Annotated in this window: 12 protein-coding genes; 10 read left to right on the top strand and 2 right to left on the bottom strand. The window is 49.8% G+C overall.

All coding sequences use genetic code 11. From position 1 onward, the window contains the following. Positions 1-3: 3 nt before the first annotated feature. Positions 4-936 carry an oxygen-dependent coproporphyrinogen oxidase gene (hemF, locus tag CLR69_RS11825; RefSeq protein WP_129702971.1) on the bottom strand — a complete coding sequence of 311 codons (933 nt, stop codon included), beginning with the start codon at positions 934-936 and terminating at the stop codon, positions 4-6. A gap of 181 nt (positions 937-1,117) precedes the next feature. On the opposite strand from hemF, the gene CLR69_RS11820 reads away from it, so the two are divergent. Further along, a complete protein-coding gene (locus tag CLR69_RS11820; protein ID WP_010301346.1) occupies positions 1,118-1,543 on the top strand; it encodes a GNAT family acetyltransferase in 426 nt (141 codons plus the stop codon). A 106-nt stretch (positions 1,544-1,649) separates the two neighbouring features. On the opposite strand, the gene CLR69_RS11815 is transcribed toward CLR69_RS11820, so the two are convergent. Beyond that, positions 1,650-3,848 carry a TonB-dependent receptor gene (locus CLR69_RS11815; RefSeq protein ID WP_129712727.1) on the bottom strand — a complete coding sequence of 733 codons (2,199 nt, stop codon included), beginning with the start codon at positions 3,846-3,848 and terminating at the stop codon, positions 1,650-1,652. Between the two features lie 659 nt (positions 3,849-4,507). Here CLR69_RS11815 and CLR69_RS11810 point away from each other — a divergent pair. From CLR69_RS11810 to cysW, 9 genes are all read left to right on the top strand, one after another. Then, positions 4,508-5,443 (top strand): TonB family protein, encoded by a 936-nt coding sequence (locus CLR69_RS11810; RefSeq protein ID WP_129712726.1) that lies wholly within the window; start codon positions 4,508-4,510, stop codon positions 5,441-5,443. A 77-nt stretch (positions 5,444-5,520) separates the two neighbouring features. Next, positions 5,521-8,118, top strand: a complete 2,598-nt coding sequence (locus CLR69_RS11805; RefSeq protein WP_129712725.1) for a TonB-dependent receptor plug domain-containing protein — start codon at positions 5,521-5,523, stop codon at positions 8,116-8,118. Positions 8,119-8,224: 106 nt separating this feature from the next. After that, a complete protein-coding gene (locus CLR69_RS11800) occupies positions 8,225-10,999 on the top strand; it encodes a M16 family metallopeptidase (protein WP_129712724.1) in 2,775 nt (924 codons plus the stop codon). Then, positions 10,996-12,669: an ABC transporter ATP-binding protein/permease gene (locus CLR69_RS11795; protein ID WP_129712723.1), complete on the top strand. Its 1,674-nt coding sequence runs from the start codon at positions 10,996-10,998 to the stop codon at positions 12,667-12,669. Before CLR69_RS11800 ends, CLR69_RS11795 begins: the two co-directional genes overlap by 4 nt. Positions 12,670-13,095: 426 nt before the next feature. Next, positions 13,096-13,695, top strand: a complete 600-nt coding sequence (locus CLR69_RS11790) for an RpoE-regulated lipoprotein (protein ID WP_129702977.1) — start codon at positions 13,096-13,098, stop codon at positions 13,693-13,695. Between the two features lie 165 nt (positions 13,696-13,860). Further along, entirely contained in the window at positions 13,861-14,760 is a 900-nt protein-coding gene (locus CLR69_RS11785) for a Dyp-type peroxidase (RefSeq protein WP_129712722.1), read from the top strand. A 487-nt stretch (positions 14,761-15,247) separates the two neighbouring features. Continuing rightward, positions 15,248-16,276, top strand: coding sequence for a sulfate ABC transporter substrate-binding protein (locus CLR69_RS11780; RefSeq protein ID WP_129712721.1), 1,029 nt, complete (start codon positions 15,248-15,250; stop codon positions 16,274-16,276). Further along, entirely contained in the window at positions 16,276-17,130 is an 855-nt protein-coding gene (cysT, locus tag CLR69_RS11775) for a sulfate/thiosulfate ABC transporter permease CysT (protein WP_129702980.1), read from the top strand. Before CLR69_RS11780 ends, cysT begins: the two co-directional genes overlap by 1 nt. Further along, the gene (gene cysW / locus CLR69_RS11770; protein ID WP_129712720.1) at positions 17,130-17,996 is read left to right on the top strand and encodes a sulfate/thiosulfate ABC transporter permease CysW; all 867 of its coding nucleotides are present in this window, start codon (positions 17,130-17,132) and stop codon (positions 17,994-17,996) included. The genes cysT and cysW overlap by 1 nt, the downstream gene beginning before the upstream one ends. Positions 17,997-18,009 lie beyond the last annotated feature (13 nt).

Genomic DNA, 18,009 nt, shown 5'->3' with positions numbered 1-18,009 from the left:
GACTTATGCTTCCTTGTTGTATGTGTTGCTGTCCGCCAGCCAGTCTCTGGCGGGCAAGAAATCTCGATAAAGTGCGGCTTCTGGGCTATCCGGTTCAGGTTGATGCTGGTATTCCCAGCGAGCCAGAGGCGGCATGGACATTAAAATTGACTCGGTGCGTCCGCCGCTTTGCAGGCCAAACAGCGTACCGCGATCCCAAATCAGGTTGAACTCCACATAGCGGCCACGACGGTAGAGCTGGAATTCGCGCTCGCGCTCTCCCCACGGCAGATCTTTACGCCGTTCGACGATGGGCAGATAACCATCGAGAAATCCGTTACCAACGGCACGGATGAAGGCGAAGCTGGTAGCAAAATCTGGCTCATTTAGATCGTCAAAAAAGAGCCCACCGATGCCGCGTGCTTCGTTACGGTGTTTGAGGAAGAAGTAATCGTCGCACCACTTTTTGTAGCGTGGATACACATCGTCACCGAACGGCTGGCACAGGTCGTGGGCGGTCTGGTGCCAGTGCACTGCATCTTCTTTAAAACCATAATAGGGCGTGAGATCGAATCCGCCGCCAAACCACCAAACTGGCTCTTCTCCCGGTTTCTCGGCGACGAACAGGCGCACGTTGGCGTGGCTGGTGGGAATGTAAGGACTGAGCGGATGAATCACCAGCGACACACCCATAGCCTGAAAGCTACGACCTGCTAGATCGGGGCGATGCGTGCTGGCCGAAGGTGGCAATGACTTGCCAGTAACATGGGAAAAATTTACGCCAGCGCGTTCAAAGACTCGCCCACCTGACAGTACGCGACTGCATCCACCGCCGCCTTCGGCACGTTGCCATTCATCCTCGGCGAAATCGGCTCCGCCATCGATCGCCGCAAGCTGCTGACAGATATCTTTCTGTAAGTTAAGCAAAAAATTTTTTACCGCGTTGATATCAGACATAGTGGGCATCTCGTTTCCATAGCGATGTTGGCACAGTAATAAGGCGGGCATTATACCATCAATAAAATCGATCCCCGGTCACCTGTTGTGTGATTCCTGATAGCGGCGCGCAATTTTGGATTGCGTCTGATAAAAATCACGCGATAATCACGATTTACCTTATTGCAAAATGGCGACTGTGATGGAAATCCGCATATTCAGGCAGGATGACTTTGAAGCCGTGATCACCCTCTGGGAACGTTGCGATTTGCTGCGCCCGTGGAACGATCCTGAAATGGACATTGAACGTAAGCTCAATCACGATCCCGATCTGTTTCTGGTCGCAGAGGTGAACGGCGAAATCGTGGGATCGGTAATGGGCGGTTACGACGGTCACCGCGGTTCGGCGTACTATCTGGGCGTGCACCCGGATTTTCGCGGACGCGGCATTGCGAACGCATTGATTAGCCGGTTGGAGAAAAAGCTGATTGCCCGCGGCTGTCCGAAGATCCACCTGATGGTGCGTGAAGACAACGACGCTGTAATCGGCATGTATGAAAAACTCGACTATGAGATCGTCGATAGCGTCACGCTGGGAAAACGCCTGATTGAAGATCGGGAATATTGATCTCGGTTTGCTTTTTGTTGTTGTTTAACGGCACTACATTTCGTGAGCCTTGTGAGCTCATGGTCAGGAAAGATTGCCCGACACCAGCCGGACAATCAGGACTGGTTTAAAAAATCACTGAATAGTTAACGCCAAACGTTCGTCCACGGCCTTTGTAGTCGTACAGTGAGGTCGAACCGTAGGTTGGGCTATAAAGTAGCGGTGCTCGCTGACCCCAAACGGTGGTGTATTCTTTGTCCAATAGGTTTTCGATGCTGAAGCTCAATGTGCCCACAGGGAGTTGGTAGCTACCGATAAAATCAACAGTGTTGTAACCGTTGATTTTATTGCCTTTTGCGTCCGTTAAGTCAAAGGATTGGGTGCTTTGTACGCGTAGGTTCCACGGATCGGGCGCCCAGCCGATATAGGCGGTTGCTTTGGACGGGCTGGCGTAAATCACATCCCATTTCTGCCATTTTCCGCTGACTTTGGTTTCAGATTTCAGCACGTTGAAGTTGACGCCTGTGCTCCAGACCGTATCTGGAATGATGTAATCCACCGCACCTTCCAACCCATAAATACGGCGCTTATCGTCATTGACGTTAATGGTCATATCACTGCGGTTAATCGAAATGGACTTATCAGAGAGCGAGTAGTATGCGGCAAGCTGCGTACGCAGCGCATCACCGGTGTAGCGCCAGCCTAGCTCGTAGGAGTCAACCTTGATTCCCTGTAGTTTGGACTGTCCTACATTAACGCTGTTAACCAACTGATAGTGGCCGTTGACCAGACGATAGGTACCGTTGCCGTAGTATTTACCGGGATCTGGCAACTCCACGCCCTGAGAGAAGTTAAGCCACGTTTGTTGACGGTCGGTAATGTGCATCAATATACCGGCGTTATACAGGACGTTGTCATAATCGGTTGACCCGCCAGGAATGGCATCTGCGGAGGTCGCTTGACCGTTAGCGATTGCCTGTTGTTGCGCATAGCCAACGAAATCATCAATTTTGTTCTGAGTATGCTGGTAACGTACGCCACCGCTCAGGGTTATGGTGTCGTTAATGTCGTAGTTTGACTGGAGGAAGGCAGCCAGATTGGTCATTTCATAACCCGGATAGCGCCCCGTTGTGTAGATGCTTTGATTGTTCAGGCCTCCAGACGCGTTAGCTTTCGCTAAATCGAAGAACATCTGGTTTGAGGTAAAGCGTTCGTGATCGGCATCCAGACCGTAGGTCAGCTGTAGACTGTCCAATGGCTTGCTGTTTAGCGTCAATTTAGCGCCATATTGGTCGGTATCTTGTTGAGAAGAGGAAAGGCTACTGACTCTATTGCTGGATACAGTAGGGAACGGATAGAACGACAGAGACTCATCGCGGTAATAGAGTTGGCTTACCAATTCTTGCCCGAAGAAATCCGTGTTGGAGTATTGCAGGCTGATCAAGTGACGCTCTGTACCCGGAACCCGGTCCGAATTCAGCCCTTTACTGGCGTAGGCGGTTCCGTTACCCGTCACCGCAGAGAAATTGTTGCCGAGAAACAGGCCGTAGTTATCGTCACCTTGGCTCTTGTAGTATTGCGTTACCAGTTGCAGTTGCTGAGTTTCATCAATATTCAGCGTACCGGTGCCCATCAGGTCGAGACGATCGGAATACTGAAGGCCGGTTTGGGTGTTATCAAGTAGTGTGGCGTTACCATTGCCGTCGTACCAACCGCCAAACTTCTGGTAAGCAACAGACATTCGCCCGGAAATACGTTCGTTACCGCCGGAGACGGCGCTGGCAATACGCTCATCATGATCTTTGTTGCTATTGAAACCGCTTTTGGTTCCGACCTCAAATTCTGTCTCAATTTCCGGTTGGCCTTTTTTGGTGACGATGTTGATTAAGCCCCCCGTACTGCCTCCTCCGTAAAGTGAAGTCGCGCCGGAGATGACTTCGATATGCGCAATATTGAACGGATCAATAGCGTCCAACTGACGGCTATCGGTACGGGATGAGTTCAGCCGCACACCGTCAATCAGTACGACAATCGCGCGCCCACGCATATTCATACCGTAGTTGGTGCGGCTCTGGCTGCTGACATCGAGGCCGGGAATCAATTGCGCCAATGCATCTTTTAACTCTTTGCCACCATGGATTTGTTGCTCCAGTTCAGTGCCTTCGATCACCCAGGTGGTTTGTGCCATTTCTGTGACAGTTCGGTGGGTTCTGCTTGCGGAAACCACCATTTCATCTTCACCGGTTTGCTGTGCAGCGACAGGGGCGATCATGACTAGAAATAACGGATTAAGTGTCCAACGCATGTATTTTTTTGTGTTCATCATTCTTCCTTTAATCAGGTGAAACATTTACCCCAGAGGCGTGACAATGCTGAGCAGGCGATAAGTTACATCGAGTTGAATTGCCTGTTATACGTACAGGAGAACCATCAAATCAATTTGCCAGTATTGGTGAATCTGCAATTGTGGAATCACGGGAACCTAAAGTCAGAATGCCCAGAGTGACCACACTACTTGTCAGTGTTTTATGCGGCAAAGTCATCATCAAACAGCGTTTATGCGGTGTGATAATGCGAATTATGTCGATAATGACTCTTATCATCAATCTCGGTTTTCCGACTAGACACAATAGATGTTGAAAATAACCAGAGTAAATTAGCGGCTTACTGCGCTGTGAGAGGGAGAACCTCAACCTCGATACCTGTTTCATCGTGATAAGGAATGTGCTGGTTTCTTATAATTATTAATTGATATCAATGGATTACATGTTTCCGTAATGATATTACTGAAATTTTGTCAATCTTTATGGGTAATAGTTTTCATTTGTAAAACGATTCTCATTTGTATTATTATTTATTAATGTTGCTCGACCGACCTTGACACGTTTTTTCGTGTTCCGATCTTGCTTACATTTTTATCGCCTGGAAGATTGTGATTGCACTGCTGACACCAGGAAGTTGAAGTTCAAGATATGGAGTTGGATAGTGGGTCGTGAAAATCTTCATGGGGCTTTACTAGGTGCGAATCGCACTGGCGGCAGCGCATTGCCGTCCCCTCTTACTCATTTCTATTCAACGACCACGTTGACCGCTGATGTTCCTAACTGGCGTTCCTTGGCCTTTTTTGTGTTGTCCTGCGTGGCGCATGCTGCGTTGGCAGTTTTCTTTCTATTGCACTATTCCCCGAAAGAAAGCATTGAAGATATGGCGGGAAATGCAGGTGGAAGTATGCAGGTGACGATGATGGCTGCCGCGATGTCACAGGCTGTCGAAACTTCTCCACCCGTAGCCGAGCCCCTCGTTGCCCAACCTACTCCGGTGGTTATGCCGATTTTAACGCCATTACCGGAACACCCCAATCCGGTCATTAAACAGCCAGTCATTGAGCACAAGCCTGTTGTGGAAAAGAAGCCACCGGTGCGTGAGAGAAAGCTGCCTGAAAAAAAGCCTGAGATCAAACCAAGAGAACAGCAACAGGCGGCTCAGCAGCAGGCAGAAAAAAAGAGTGAGTCTCCCATTGCGACAAGCCAGACCGGTAATGCCCCGTCATCGCTGCCATCCTCTGTGGGTACGCCGGGCAGTGCCGTAACGGCCAAAGCAGGAGAAAGCGACAGCGGTCAGGCGGTTCGTGGTGCAGGGAAAAGCAATAGTCAAAATTTTAAAGCGTTACATCGTCGTGTGAATTATCCCTCTCGGGCAAAAGCGCTGGGAGTGGAAGGAAAAGTGCGCGTCAAATTTGATATTACCGGTAGCGGTACGGTCACTAACGTACAGATTCTGTCTGAAACGCCAGACGGCGTATTTGGCGATGATGTGATGAAAGACATGGCGCGTTGGCGCTATCGGACGGAGGCACCGGTTGATAATCAGGTAGTTTCTATTGTTTTCAAACTGAATGGTCATATTCAGGTTGATGATTAGCCGTAACTATTACATGTAGTAATTAAAAAAATAATTTTATTTTCCAATTAATAAGGTTCACTGGGGAAGTTGAATAAATGAATAAGAACGTCTATTTAATGATGCTATTGTCATTATTATCAGGGCCTGCGCTCGCACAGCAAAACGACACTTCTGTCGATGAGAATCAGCAGAAAAAAAATACAGAAATCGAAGAAGATCAGCAGAGTGATTCCTCTTTGGAAAATGGTGAAGATACCATTTTAGTTCGCTCAACCCCGACCAGTCAGTCGATGGGAACGCAGATTATTAATGCTGAGCAGATTAAAAAGATGCCAACCGGAAATGGCTCGGTTACCGAATTATTAAAGAATAATCCAGCTGTGCAGTTCTCGAATACGGCGAATAGCAGTAATACGCCGGGCGAACTGGCACCGGAGAACGTCTCATTCCACGGCGAGAAGTTTTACAATAATAACTTTATGGTCGATGGGTTATCGAATAATAACAATATTAACCCTGGTGCTAATAATGGCGAATTAAGCAATACACCAGATGGCTATAATGCTACAGATTTACCGGGCGGAGGAACCCAATCGTTCTGGATTAACTCAGAGTTAATTGAGTCTTTAGAGGTGTTTGACAGCAATATATCTGCTAAGTATGGCGATTTTACTGGCGGAGTGGTGGATGCAAAACTCAAAGATCCAAAATTGGATAAAGCATCTGGTAAAATATCTTATCGTATGACTCAAGATAGTTGGACTAGCTATCATGTCGATGATGCCATTCAAGATGATTTTTATTCTGCGACCTACCTGCACTACCAGCCGAAGTTTAAAAAACAATTTTATTCCGTATCATTCAACCAACCATTAAGTGACAAGGCTGGATTTATTTTTGCCTACAATCGTCAACAGTCAGATATTCCAAACTATCACCAGTACTTGAAAATGTGGGGTGATCAGGAACGAATTAATGAAACATATTTACTTAAGGGGTCTTATCTATCTGATAATGGAGATGTTTTTCGTTTGACTGGGATGTATGCACCGCATGAGTCTAAGTATTATAAGAAAGACATAAAGAATGGTGCATTTACTAATACAGGTGGTGGCTATCGTTTCAATATGGAGTGGGAGCACAATGCCAGTTGGGGGAAAATGACCAGTTTGGCTGGATATCAGTATGAACAGAATAAAATTGAACATGAGTCCAATTCATTCCAGACTTGGTATCGCTATCACAATACATATAATTTTGTTTCTAATGAGATTGATTGGGTTAGTGCTCTTCCTGCTCGTACCTATCAAAACGCATTAATAGGAGGGTTCGGGAAATTTGCAACAGAAAAAAATACAATTACATTAAAGCAAAACTATGAACTTAATCCTTTGGCGATTTGGGGAACTCAGCACCAGTTCGATTTAGGCTGGCAAGTTGATTCTTATAGTGCAAGATATCGTCGTTTTAGTGATGCTTATTCTGGTCGTGCCACTCCAACTGTAGATCAGAGCGTGGTATGTCAGTCTGGAGATGATTTTTGTATTAATGGCGAACAGTACTACAAAGGCCGGATTTTATATCCAGAACGTACTGTTGAAGGTAATTACGTAAACTATGCTGTTTATCTTCAGGATAGTATATCTTTTGGTCGTGTTGAAGTGACGCCTGGTGTTCGCTTACAATACGATGATTATCTGAAAAATATGAATATCGCTCCTCGTTTGGCTGCTTCTTATGATTTGTTCGGTGATCGCTCAACTCGTGTTTTTGGCGGCGCCAACCGATATTATGCTGCAAATATATTGGCTTATAAATTACGGACAGGGATTAGTTCTAATATTGTACAAAAACGAAACGATGCGAATAGCCCTTGGGTTAGCGATCCGATAAAAACAGATTCTATAGATTATAACGTTTCTGATCTGAAAACACCTTATAGTGATGAGTTATCTTTCGGTCTTTCGCAACGAGTTCTGGATACCATCTGGACGGTGAAATGGGTTAACCGTCAAGGTAAAGAACAATTTGGGCGTAAAACTACGACTGATAGTGATGGTAAACGCTATTACGTTTTGGATAACACTGGAAGAACAGAAGGCAACTCATACACACTGACAGTTGAGCCAATTAGCCCTTATCGATTTAGTTTTGCTGATGTGAAATGGTCACTAGGAGCTTCGATAGAGAAGAATAAAACTAACTCACAACTTTATTACGATTCGGCTAATCAAGATGATCAGCGAGTTATCTTTAATGATAAATTGATGAACCGTGGCGATATTGATGCGATGAATTTCAATACTCCTTGGCGCGCTTTCCTTAATGTAGATACCTACGTTCCTGCAATTCGTCTCAACTGGGGGCAGCGTCTGGGGTATACCTCAGGATACAAAGGGTATGTCACCTCTGCGAGTTTCGTCCAATGCCCAGGAGGCCATGTTGCGTGCGGTAATGAAACTGGTAGTTTCACTGAATATACGGGTATGAAATACGAAGACTTTATCTCCTACGATTGGCGTTTCTCTTACTCGCAGCCAGTGTACAAAACTCAGACCCTGGATATCACGCTAGATGTACTGAACGTTTTAGATAATGTGGTAGAAACCAACCAAACTGGAAACTCGACCAAGTCTATTGTCACCTACAAACCCGGTCGTCAGTTCTGGCTTGGCGTCGCTTACACCTGGTAAATCCTATGCCCCGTCATTCGTCACTTGCTGACGTTTGACGGGGCATTTTGCATTGATGCGCTCAAAGAATTGCCTTACGGGCAAAAATAAAAACGAAAAGGTTGTTATGAACTGGAAGAAATGTTGCTGGTTATCGCTAACGGCTGTCAGCCTGTTAGCGGGAAGCGTTGTGAGCCAGGCAGAAGAAATAAAAAGTCCGTTGCCAGTTTTTAAAGAAGGAACGCTGGCGAACGGATTGCGTTATACCCTCGTGCCGTTGGAAGGGCAGAGGAAGCGGGTGGATATTCGCCTGATTGTTGATGCCGGCTCGATTGATGAGAAAGACAATGAATCCGGCGTGGCGCACATGGTGGAGCATATGGTGTTTCGTGCCAGCGACGCGTTTCCTCAAGGCGTGAGTACAGAGCTGCATAAACAAGGTTGGGGACGCGGACAGAGCTATAACGCTGTGACCAACTACGAACGCACCATGTACATGATGAGCCCACCGAAAGGTAACCTCGATCTGGGAACGACTTTACAGGCGCTGAGCCAGATGACGGGGCATGCCAAGCTGTTGCAAAGCGATCTCGATGACGAGCGTAAAATCATTCTGGAAGAGTGGCGTGGCAAGTTGGGCGTAGCGGAACGCATGAACCAGCAGCGCGTACAGGCGATTCGTCATGACTCTCGCTACCCTTCCCGCCCGACGATTGGCACCGAACAGTCGATTAACGACACGCCAGCCAGCGTGCTACAGGATTTCTATCAGCGCTGGTATCACCCGTCGAATATGCGTTTGATGATTATTGGTGATATCACTCCAGCGGATGCGGAGCGCGAAATTCAACGCTATTTTGCACCGTTGCCTAATGTCGCGGTACCAGCACGTGACTACTATGAACCGTTACTGAAACCGCAGCTTGAAGTCGCACGCTTGCAGGATAGCCAAAGCGGCAGCAGTCAGGTGTCTTTTGTCTACCGTTTCAATGATAAAGACACATTCGGACAATCCGATTTGCGTCACCGCTTGCTGACGCAAATCACGATGTCTGCGATAACGCGTCAGGTTCGTCGACAACAAGCTGAGCTGCCCCAGGACGCCAGTAGTCTGGTGGTGCGTAAATCGGATATTGGTAAAACCACTGCGGCGCTGGGATTTTTTGCGAATGTGATGCCGGGTGGTCATGACGCCGCTATTTCTGCCGTACTGAAAGAAATTGAGCGGTTTAAACGCTATCCGTTAAACGAACAGGACATCACGGAGATCACCTCCGATATTCGTGAAGTCGCACAGCGTATGAGCGTGACGCCAGAAACACGTGAGTTTGCGGACTGGGTTCAGCAGTTGACCATCGTCTGGCAGCAGGATCGCCCTTATGTTGGCAGCCAGCAGCGTGGCAAAGACGCGCTGGAAGCGCTGGATACCATCACAGCGGAAGATGTGAACCGCCATTTGCAACGCTGGTTAGCTTCGCCAGATACGCTGGTGCAGTTTAGCGTGCCGGGTGCGACGCCTTTCACATTGCCTAAACCGGATGCGATTAGCAAATTGCAGAAGCAGTGGGCGGTGGCGACACTGGCACCGTTGCAGGTGGAAAAGAAGAAAATCATCCCCGAACTTCCTGCTGTGACGCAAAACGGCAAACGCACGGCGATGAAGACTTTTGCTGCACAGAACGTCGAGCAGTGGCAGTTGAGTAATGGCGATCGCGTGGTATGGCTGCGTGCGCCAGAGGCGGGTAAGAAAGTGTATCTCACCGCGATGAGTCAGGCCGGATTCATGGCAACCTCGATGAATCCGTGGCAGGCGCAGTTGGCGAGCCAACTGGTCAATCAAAGCGGCCCCGCGGCGTGGAGTGGGGAAGCGTTAAGTAACTGGAAAAAGGAAAAAACGCTGTCACTGAGTATCGATCAGGGCGCGGATCAACTGACGTTGAGCGGGAACGCTCCGATTGAACAACTGGCAAATCTGCTGGGACTATACCGTGAGCTGAATGTTGCGCCGGGCATCGATCCTGATGTGATGAAAGAGAGCATGATGAGTCTGGCACGCCAGAAGGCCAATGACGATCAGTCTGTTTCAGGAAAACGTGCCAGCGAAATGACCAAACTGCGCTTTGGTGAACCCGCCTGGCAGCAGCCTGAAATTGCAGAGCTGAAGCAAATTACCGCACCAGCATTATTGTCACAGTGGCATAAAGCGGCTTTCGCACCGGTTACCTACTACCTGGTGGCGGATATGCCTGCTGCACAGCTGTTGCCACAGGTTGAACGCTATCTCGCGACCATTCCGCGTCAGCCTGCCAGCGATGTAAAACAGCATCTGGCACTGCCGGGTAAACGTGAAGCGACCTCTGCCATCAATATCGAACCACGCGCCGATGTTCTGACCTGGAGTTTTACTCCCCATGTGTGGACGCCACAGGCAGCAGTGCAGGTGAGTGTTGCCCGTAATATTGCGAATAAATATCTCAAGACGAGCCTGCGTGATGACGCTCTGGGTATTTACCGCATGCGCGTCGATAGCGAGCTGGAAGACAAAAAACAGCGTATTGAGACGGAAGTGAGCTTCACCAGTGCGCCTGAACGTGCGCAAGAACTGTGGAAGCTGGCTGAGCAGGTCTTTGCTGAGCTGCCAACGAAGATTACACAACAGGATGTGGACGATCAGAAAGCACAGTTCATCCGTGCGGAAAAAGGACGTCAGGGCGATCTGACAACGATACAGCGCCGCCTGATTCTGAGCTATCGCCATTATAACGATCCGCGTTATCTGAGTAGTGCATCCAAACTGGCGGACAGTATTACGCTGGAAGGCGTGCGTGCGATGTCGGCGAAGCTGTATAACCCAGATAACCGCGTGCTTTACATCACCTTGCCGCAAGAGGTGAAAGAGTGAAAAAGATGACGGCTCAATTTGTCGATCTCTGCCGTCCCTTTTGGGGCGGTAAACGAAGCTGGCAGGCCTGGTTGCTCTTGTTCATCACTATCGGGATGGGTGGGATGATCGTCTATCTCAACGTGTTGTTAAACGAGTGGAGTAAAACGTTTTATGACGCGTTAGGTGCATTCGACAGTAGTTTGCTGCTGTCTCTGATGAAAGAATACGGTATTTACATCCTGCTCTATATTGGATCGATCGTGTATCAGGAATGGTTTACCAAATTGCTGATTATCCGCTGGCGCAGCGCGTTGACCGCAGAGATGGTGGATAGCTGGCTCGCGAAACGCGCATTTTATCGCATGTCAGTTGCAGGCAAGATTGATAACCCAGACCAGCGTATCGCTGAAGATATCAACCTTTTCGTCGACAAAGCCGTTAGCCTGGTCGTCGAGTTTTTGATCGTGACGGCACGCTTGTTCTCTTTCGTCGTCATTCTGTGGGGATTATCGGGCGTTCAGCGCTTTACGTTGTTCGGTGAGGAGTGGGTAATCAAAGGTTATCTGGTCTGGATCGCTATTCTGTATACGCTGCTCGGCAGCCTGATTACGCATGTGGTCGGGAAGCGTCTGCATAATATTAATTATGAAAAGCAAAAGGCAGAGGCCGATTTCCGTGCAGCGCTGCTGCGTAAGCATGATAACGCCGAGCAAATCGCGCTGTACGGCGGCGAAGCGCAAGAGAAAAGCCATCTTCAGCGGCATTTCTCTGCCATCGTGTCGAACTGGGGGCGTTTTATGAATGCCGAGCGTAATCTGGGCTTCTTCACCACAGGCTATATGCGTGTAAGCCAGATTGTGCCGATCTTTGCCGCTTTGCCTGCTTTCCTGAGTAAAACAGTAACGCTGGGCGGGTTGATGCAGATCCGCGGGGCGTTTGCGCAAGTACATGGTGCGCTGAGCTGGTTTATTCATAAGTACAAGGAGTTGGTGATTTTGTCCGCCAGTATGGCGCGTCTTAGCCAGTTCAAAGAAGAAATCAAACGTCATCAGTCTGAACAGGCTGACGCACCAGTAGGGCAGGATTTGCGTATTGAGCAACTGTCCTTTACTACGCCACAGGGTTCTCCGCTGTTGCAAAATGTGGCGCTGAGCTGTGAGGCCGGTAGCTGGAGTAAACTTTCAGGCCGCAGCGGGTTGGGGAAATCCACGCTGTTGCGTACGCTAAATGGTCTGTGGCCGTATTATGATGGCCGCTGGCAGTCGCTTGAAGGCCATAGCTTGCTGTTACCGCAGCAAAGCTATTTGGGACAGGGTACGCTGGCTGAGATTCTCTGCTATCCACATCCGCCGTTGGCCGACAGCGAGATGCTGCGTCAGACGCTGGATAGCGTCGGGCTGAGTGCGTGGCGCGATCGTTTGAGTGAACAGCTGAACTGGGATCGGGTATTCTCCGGCGGTGAGCGGCAGCGTGTTGCCTTTGCCCGTGCGCTGATTGCCAAGCCGGATACGCTCTATCTGGACGAAGCGACCAGCAATCTGGATCACGATTCTGCCAGACAGCTTTTGGCACTGGTCAAGCTGGCGCTGCCGATGTGCACCGTGGTAGCGATTACGCACCAGACGGAGCTGGACGATCTGTTCCCGCATCGTTATGACTTAACGGATTTTGCCTTACAGCGTAGTTGATGTTGTCCGCAGGTCTTCCGATTCTCGGGAGGCCTCAGACTGTTGATAAACCTATGCGACGAATGAAAACGGGAGTAACGGAATAGAAGAGTAAAGCGTTTGCGCCATGGACAAACGCGTCAGGAACGCTTTTGAACGTCGCTTACGACGGCCCTGCAAGGGTGAATCTCAGGGATGAGATTCATATCTGCGCAAGCCGAGCGCACATGGATGGACGTGTTTACAGCGACTTTACTATCTATCCGTTACTCCCGCACTCTGCGGCCTTTGTCTGTCGTTCTGGTATGTTTCTTTCCGTATGCCCTTTATAATCCCTCACAAGATTATCCCGTCTTTTACGGCACTTTTCGTCTCTTGCAGACTCCAACCCCCATCTTGCTATGGTGGTTGACGATAGAAGCCGTTCAATCTTGAGGAGTACATGCTATGAATTTTCGCCCGCTGGGTTTATCGCTGGTGCTGGGTTTACCGCTGTTGCTGGCCGGATGCAGCACGCTTTCCAATTTTTCCTGGTCTAGCCTGTCGCCGTTTAATTGGTTCGGCAGTACATTACAGGTCACCGATGCAGGCGTCGGCGGTATCAATGCGGGTACTCCGTTGTCCGAAGGGGCGTTACAGAACGCGCTGGATGGCAGTTATCAACTGCGTAGCGGAATGGGGACATCCAACGGTCAACTGGTTGCGTTTTATCAGGCACTGGACGGCAAAGACGTGAAAATGGTCATTAGCGGTCAACCGAAGGGCAGCGTGCGTAAAGTTGAAGTCATGGATCCGGCGATTGATAGCGCTAGTGGTGTGAAAATCGGTGACGTTTTTAGTAAGACTTACAGCAAAGCGTTTGAATCCTGCCAATTGGGGCAGGGTGACGATGCACGGAGCGTTGAGTGTGCTGCGCCGCAGAGTACGCATGTTAGCTATGTCTATTCCGGTGAGTGGGGCGGCCCAGAAGGGTTAATGCCGCCTGACGATATCCTGAAAACCTGGACAGTGAGCAAAATCGTGTGGCATGCGCAGGCGCGAAGCTAATTCGTTTTTACGTAAAGTACTAATTTGTTTTTACGCAAAGTAAAAGTCAGGCGGCTTCCGGTATGATACCCGCGCCGCCTGATTTTTTTCGGCAGCCGTATTCGGCATCACTACCGTAGTCACTCATAACAACAAAAGAAAAAACTGACGTTTGAGGAAGCAGAAATGACACCAATTCAAAGCGGTATTTTATTGGAACACCGCCGTTTTGCCATTTTTATGGAAGCGATGATTCAGGGAGAGTTTGATGCTATCCGGCAGGGATGCAAAAAATTCTGTCAGACGTTACAAGATTTGCAGCAGCAGTATCCCGATGCGGGATTAGGTGCTGTACTGGCGTTTGGTAACGATGTCTGGCGCGATCTGGACTGTAATCACAGCGCGGCAGAACTGAAGCCGTTTACGCCGCTGGGTAACGGGCTTGCACCTGCCACGCAGCGCGATCTGTTGATCCATATTCAATCGCTCCGCCATGATGTCAATTTCACGCTAGCTCAGGCCGCGCTGGCTGCGTTTGGTAACGCGATTCGTATTGAAGAAGAGACTCACGGTTTCCGCTGGGTGGAAGATCGCGATTTAAGCGGCTTTATCGACGGTACGGAAAACCCGCAGGGGGATGCCCGCCACGCTGTGGCGATTATTCCTGAAGGACAGCCGGATGCCGGCGGTAGCTACGTGTTTACCCAGCGTTGGGAACACAATCTGAAGCAGTTACAGCGCATTAGCGTCGAACAGCAGGAACAGATGATTGGGCGTACGAAGCAGGACAATGAGGAGCTGTCATCCGACGAGCGCCCTGTGACGTCGCATCTTAGCCGCGTGGATTTAAAGGAGGACGGCAAGGGGCTGAAAATCCTGCGTCAGAGCCTGCCTTATGGCACGGCTAGCGGGAAGAATGGACTTTACTTCGTCGCTTACTGCGCACGTCTGCACAACATCGAGCAGCAGTTGCTGAGTATGTTCGGCGATCGTGACGGCAAACGTGATGACATGCTGCGCTTTACGCGTGCTGTCAGCGGCAGCTACTTCTTCGCACCGTCTCTGGATCAGCTTTTGTCGCTGTAAGATCCAACGTGTTTTCCTGATGCCTGTATCCGTGCAGGCATCGGTTCTTTCCGCTTTCTTTCATCAGCTATCCTGCCGTAATTTCTTCTTCTATCTCTTCTCTTTCTTCCTATTATCTCTTGCCGTGGTGTTATGCCATTTAGCGCTTAAAAACTCCGAAATATTATATATAAAGGTTATATGTTAACCACGACTTCCCCCTACACTGAGTTGCGCTGACAAGTGCATTTTATACCCGTCATACTTCAAGCTGCTTGTGCGTTGGCTGCCCTTACTCACCCCAGTCACTTACCTAAGTAAGCTCCTGGGAATTAGCTCAGTTGCCGCGTTACAAGGCCATAAATAGGCCTTGCCCTAAAGGGTCAACGCAGAGCGTTGTTCAAAACGCTCACGTTTTGTCACGCAACTCGAATTATTTAGGGTATATGCAAAAACGGCCCCCATAACAAGGCCTATCGAATAGGCTCTAACTCTGGCAGGAAATAAGATGAATCAAGTACAGGTGAAAGGCTGGCTGGTGAAGGGTTCTTTGGCGCTGTCATTACTGCTGGGCGGACAGAGCGCAGTCTCTGCTACCGAGCTGCTGAACAGCTCTTATGATGTGTCTCGTGAGCTATTTGTTGCGCTCAATCCCGGTTTTGAAAAGCAGTGGTTGGCGCAGCACCCCAACGATCCGCTGACGATCAAACAGTCGCATGCCGGTTCATCTAAGCAGGCGCTGGCTATTCTGCAAGGTCTGAAGGCTGATGTCGTGACGTATAATCAGGTGACGGACGTCCAGATCCTACACGATCGCGGCCAGTTGATTCCTGCTGATTGGCAGGCGCGTTTACCGAATAACAGTTCTCCGTTCTACTCAACCATGGCCTTTCTGGTTCGCAAAGGCAATCCAAAAGGGATTCACGACTGGAACGATCTGGTGCGTGATGATGTGAAGCTAATTTTCCCGAATCCGAAAACTTCCGGTAATGCCCGTTATACCTATTTGGCAGCCTGGGGAGCGACCAGTAAAGCCAACGGTGGCGATGAGGCGAAAACCCGCGCGTGGATAACGCGTTTTCTGGCGAACGTCGCGGTATTTGATACCGGCGGTCGCGGCGCAACGACCACGTTTGTGGAGCGTCAGTTGGGCGATGTGCTGATCAGCTTTGAATCCGAGGTGAATAACATTCGTAACCAGTACGGTGCTGAGAATTACGAGGTGATCGTCCCGAAGGTTAACGTACTGGCGGAATTCCCGGTGGCGTGGATTGATAAGAATGTCGAGAAGAATGGCACGGAGCAGGCGGCAAAAGCCTATCTTAATTACCTTTATACGCCGGAAGCACAGAAAGTTATCACCGATTTTTACTACCGCGTGAATAACCCAGAGCTGGCGCAAACACTAAAATCTCGTTTCCTAGAAACCACCTTATTTCGGGTGGAAGATCAGTTTGGGTCGTGGCCACAGGTGATGAAAACCCATTTCGACACGGGTGGTGAACTGGATAAACTGCTGGCGGCTGGTCGTCAGTAATGTCTTTGGGGTCGGGTAACCTCTTTTCTGGTTCCAGTAAACGGGTGCTGCCGGGATTCGCGCTGAGTCTGGGCAGCAGTCTTCTGTTCGTCTGTCTGATTCTGTTACTGCCCTTAAGTGCGTTAGTGATGCAACTCTCTGAAATGAGTTGGTCGCAGTACTGGGCGGTGATCTCTAATCCGCAGGTGGTGGCGGCCTATAAAGTGACGCTCTTGGCTGCGGGGCTGGCAACGGTGTTTAATGCGGGGTTTGGCCTGCTAATGGCGTGGATTCTGACGCGCTATCGTTTTCCCGGTCGTGCTCTGTTGGATGGCTTGATGGATCTACCCTTTGCGCTCCCTACCGCTGTGGCGGGGCTGACGCTGGCTGCATTGTTTTCCACGACTGGCTGGTATGGCGCATGGCTTGCTGAGTACGGCATCAAGGTGTCCTATACCTGGCTTGGGATCACGGTCGCGATGGCGTTCACCAGCATTCCTTTTGTGGTACGCACCGTTCAACCAGTGTTGGAAGATCTGGGGCCGGAATACGAAGAGGCAGCGCAGACGCTGGGGGCGAACCGCTGGCAGTGTTTTCGCTACGTCATTTTACCGGAATTAACCCCGGCGCTATTAACGGGCACTGCGCTGTCGTTTGCCCGCAGTCTGGGCGAGTTTGGTGCGGTTATCTTTATTGCGGGGAATATTGCCTGGCAGACGGAAGTCGTTTCGCTGATGATTTTTATTCGCTTACAGGAATTTGACTTCCCTGCTGCCAGTGCGATTGCCTCCGTCGTGTTAGCCGTTTCCTTGCTGATACTGTTTGCTGTCAACGTACTGCAAAGCCGTTTTGGTCAACGGACCCGGAGCGTGTAATGGCGGAAATTCCTGACGTGAAGCAACAGCGCGAACCTCATCCTGTGCGGCAGGCGCGCAACTGGGCGAAAGCGGCGTTGATTGCGCTGGGCGTGATATTATCGCTCATCATGCTGGTCATCCCCTTGGTATCAATTTTTGCCGCTGCGCTATCGCACGGTCTGGGCGGCGTCTGGCGTAACTTGAGCGATCCTGACATGCTGCATGCGATCGGCCTCACGCTGCTGGTGGTCGCGATCGTCGTACCAGTGAATCTGGTCTTTGGCACGCTGTTGGCGTGGCTGGTCACACGCTTTCAGTTTCCGGGGCGGCAGCTGTTGCTCACGCTGATCGACATTCCTTTTGCCGTTTCGCCAGTGGTGGCGGGGTTACTGTATCTACTTTTTTACAGCACCAACGGCCCGGTTGGCGGTTGGCTGGACGAGCAGGGGCTACAGTTGATGTTTGCCTGGCCGGGCATTGCACTGGTGACGATATTCGTAACCTGTCCGTTTGTGGTCAGGGAACTGGTTCCGGTAATGATGAGCCAGGGCAGTCAGGAGGAAGAAGCTGCCGTGCTGCTCGGTGCGTCAGGCTGGCAGGTGTTCTATAAGGTGACATTGCCGAATATTCGTTGGGCGCTGCTTTATGGCGTGGTGCTTACCAATGCTCGAGCGATCGGCGAGTTTGGCGCGGTATCTGTGGTTTCTGGCTCAATTCGTGGCGAAACCTACACGCTTCCGTTGCAGGTTGAATTGCTGCATCAAGATTATAACAGCGTGGGGGCGTTTACCGCTGCGGCACTATTAACCGTGATGGCGATACTGACGCTATTTATCAAAAGCGCCATTCAATGGCGTGTAAAACGGCAAATGAACAAACACTAACTTTTATCCCACT

The organism is Pectobacterium zantedeschiae (assembly GCF_004137795.1).
GTDB classification, from domain to species: Bacteria; Pseudomonadota; Gammaproteobacteria; order Enterobacterales; family Enterobacteriaceae; genus Pectobacterium; species Pectobacterium zantedeschiae.
The sequence above is the reverse complement of the archived record's forward strand: the minus strand, read 5'-3'. Positions and strand labels throughout refer to the sequence as shown.

Coding starts and splice junctions, on each gene's coding strand:
- CLR69_RS11790 (WP_129702977.1), top strand. CDS start 13,096: ATGAATTTTCGCCCGCTGGGTTTATCGCTGGTGCTGGGTTTACCGCTG.
- CLR69_RS11800 (WP_129712724.1), top strand. CDS start 8,225: ATGAACTGGAAGAAATGTTGCTGGTTATCGCTAACGGCTGTCAGCCTG.
- CLR69_RS11815 (WP_129712727.1), bottom strand. CDS start 3,848: ATGATGAACACAAAAAAATACATGCGTTGGACACTTAATCCGTTATTT.
- CLR69_RS11780 (WP_129712721.1), top strand. CDS start 15,248: ATGAATCAAGTACAGGTGAAAGGCTGGCTGGTGAAGGGTTCTTTGGCG.
- CLR69_RS11805 (WP_129712725.1), top strand. CDS start 5,521: ATGAATAAGAACGTCTATTTAATGATGCTATTGTCATTATTATCAGGG.
- cysT (WP_129702980.1), top strand. CDS start 16,276: ATGTCTTTGGGGTCGGGTAACCTCTTTTCTGGTTCCAGTAAACGGGTG.
- CLR69_RS11820 (WP_010301346.1), top strand. CDS start 1,118: ATGGAAATCCGCATATTCAGGCAGGATGACTTTGAAGCCGTGATCACC.
- cysW (WP_129712720.1), top strand. CDS start 17,130: ATGGCGGAAATTCCTGACGTGAAGCAACAGCGCGAACCTCATCCTGTG.
- hemF (WP_129702971.1), bottom strand. CDS start 936: ATGTCTGATATCAACGCGGTAAAAAATTTTTTGCTTAACTTACAGAAA.
- CLR69_RS11785 (WP_129712722.1), top strand. CDS start 13,861: ATGACACCAATTCAAAGCGGTATTTTATTGGAACACCGCCGTTTTGCC.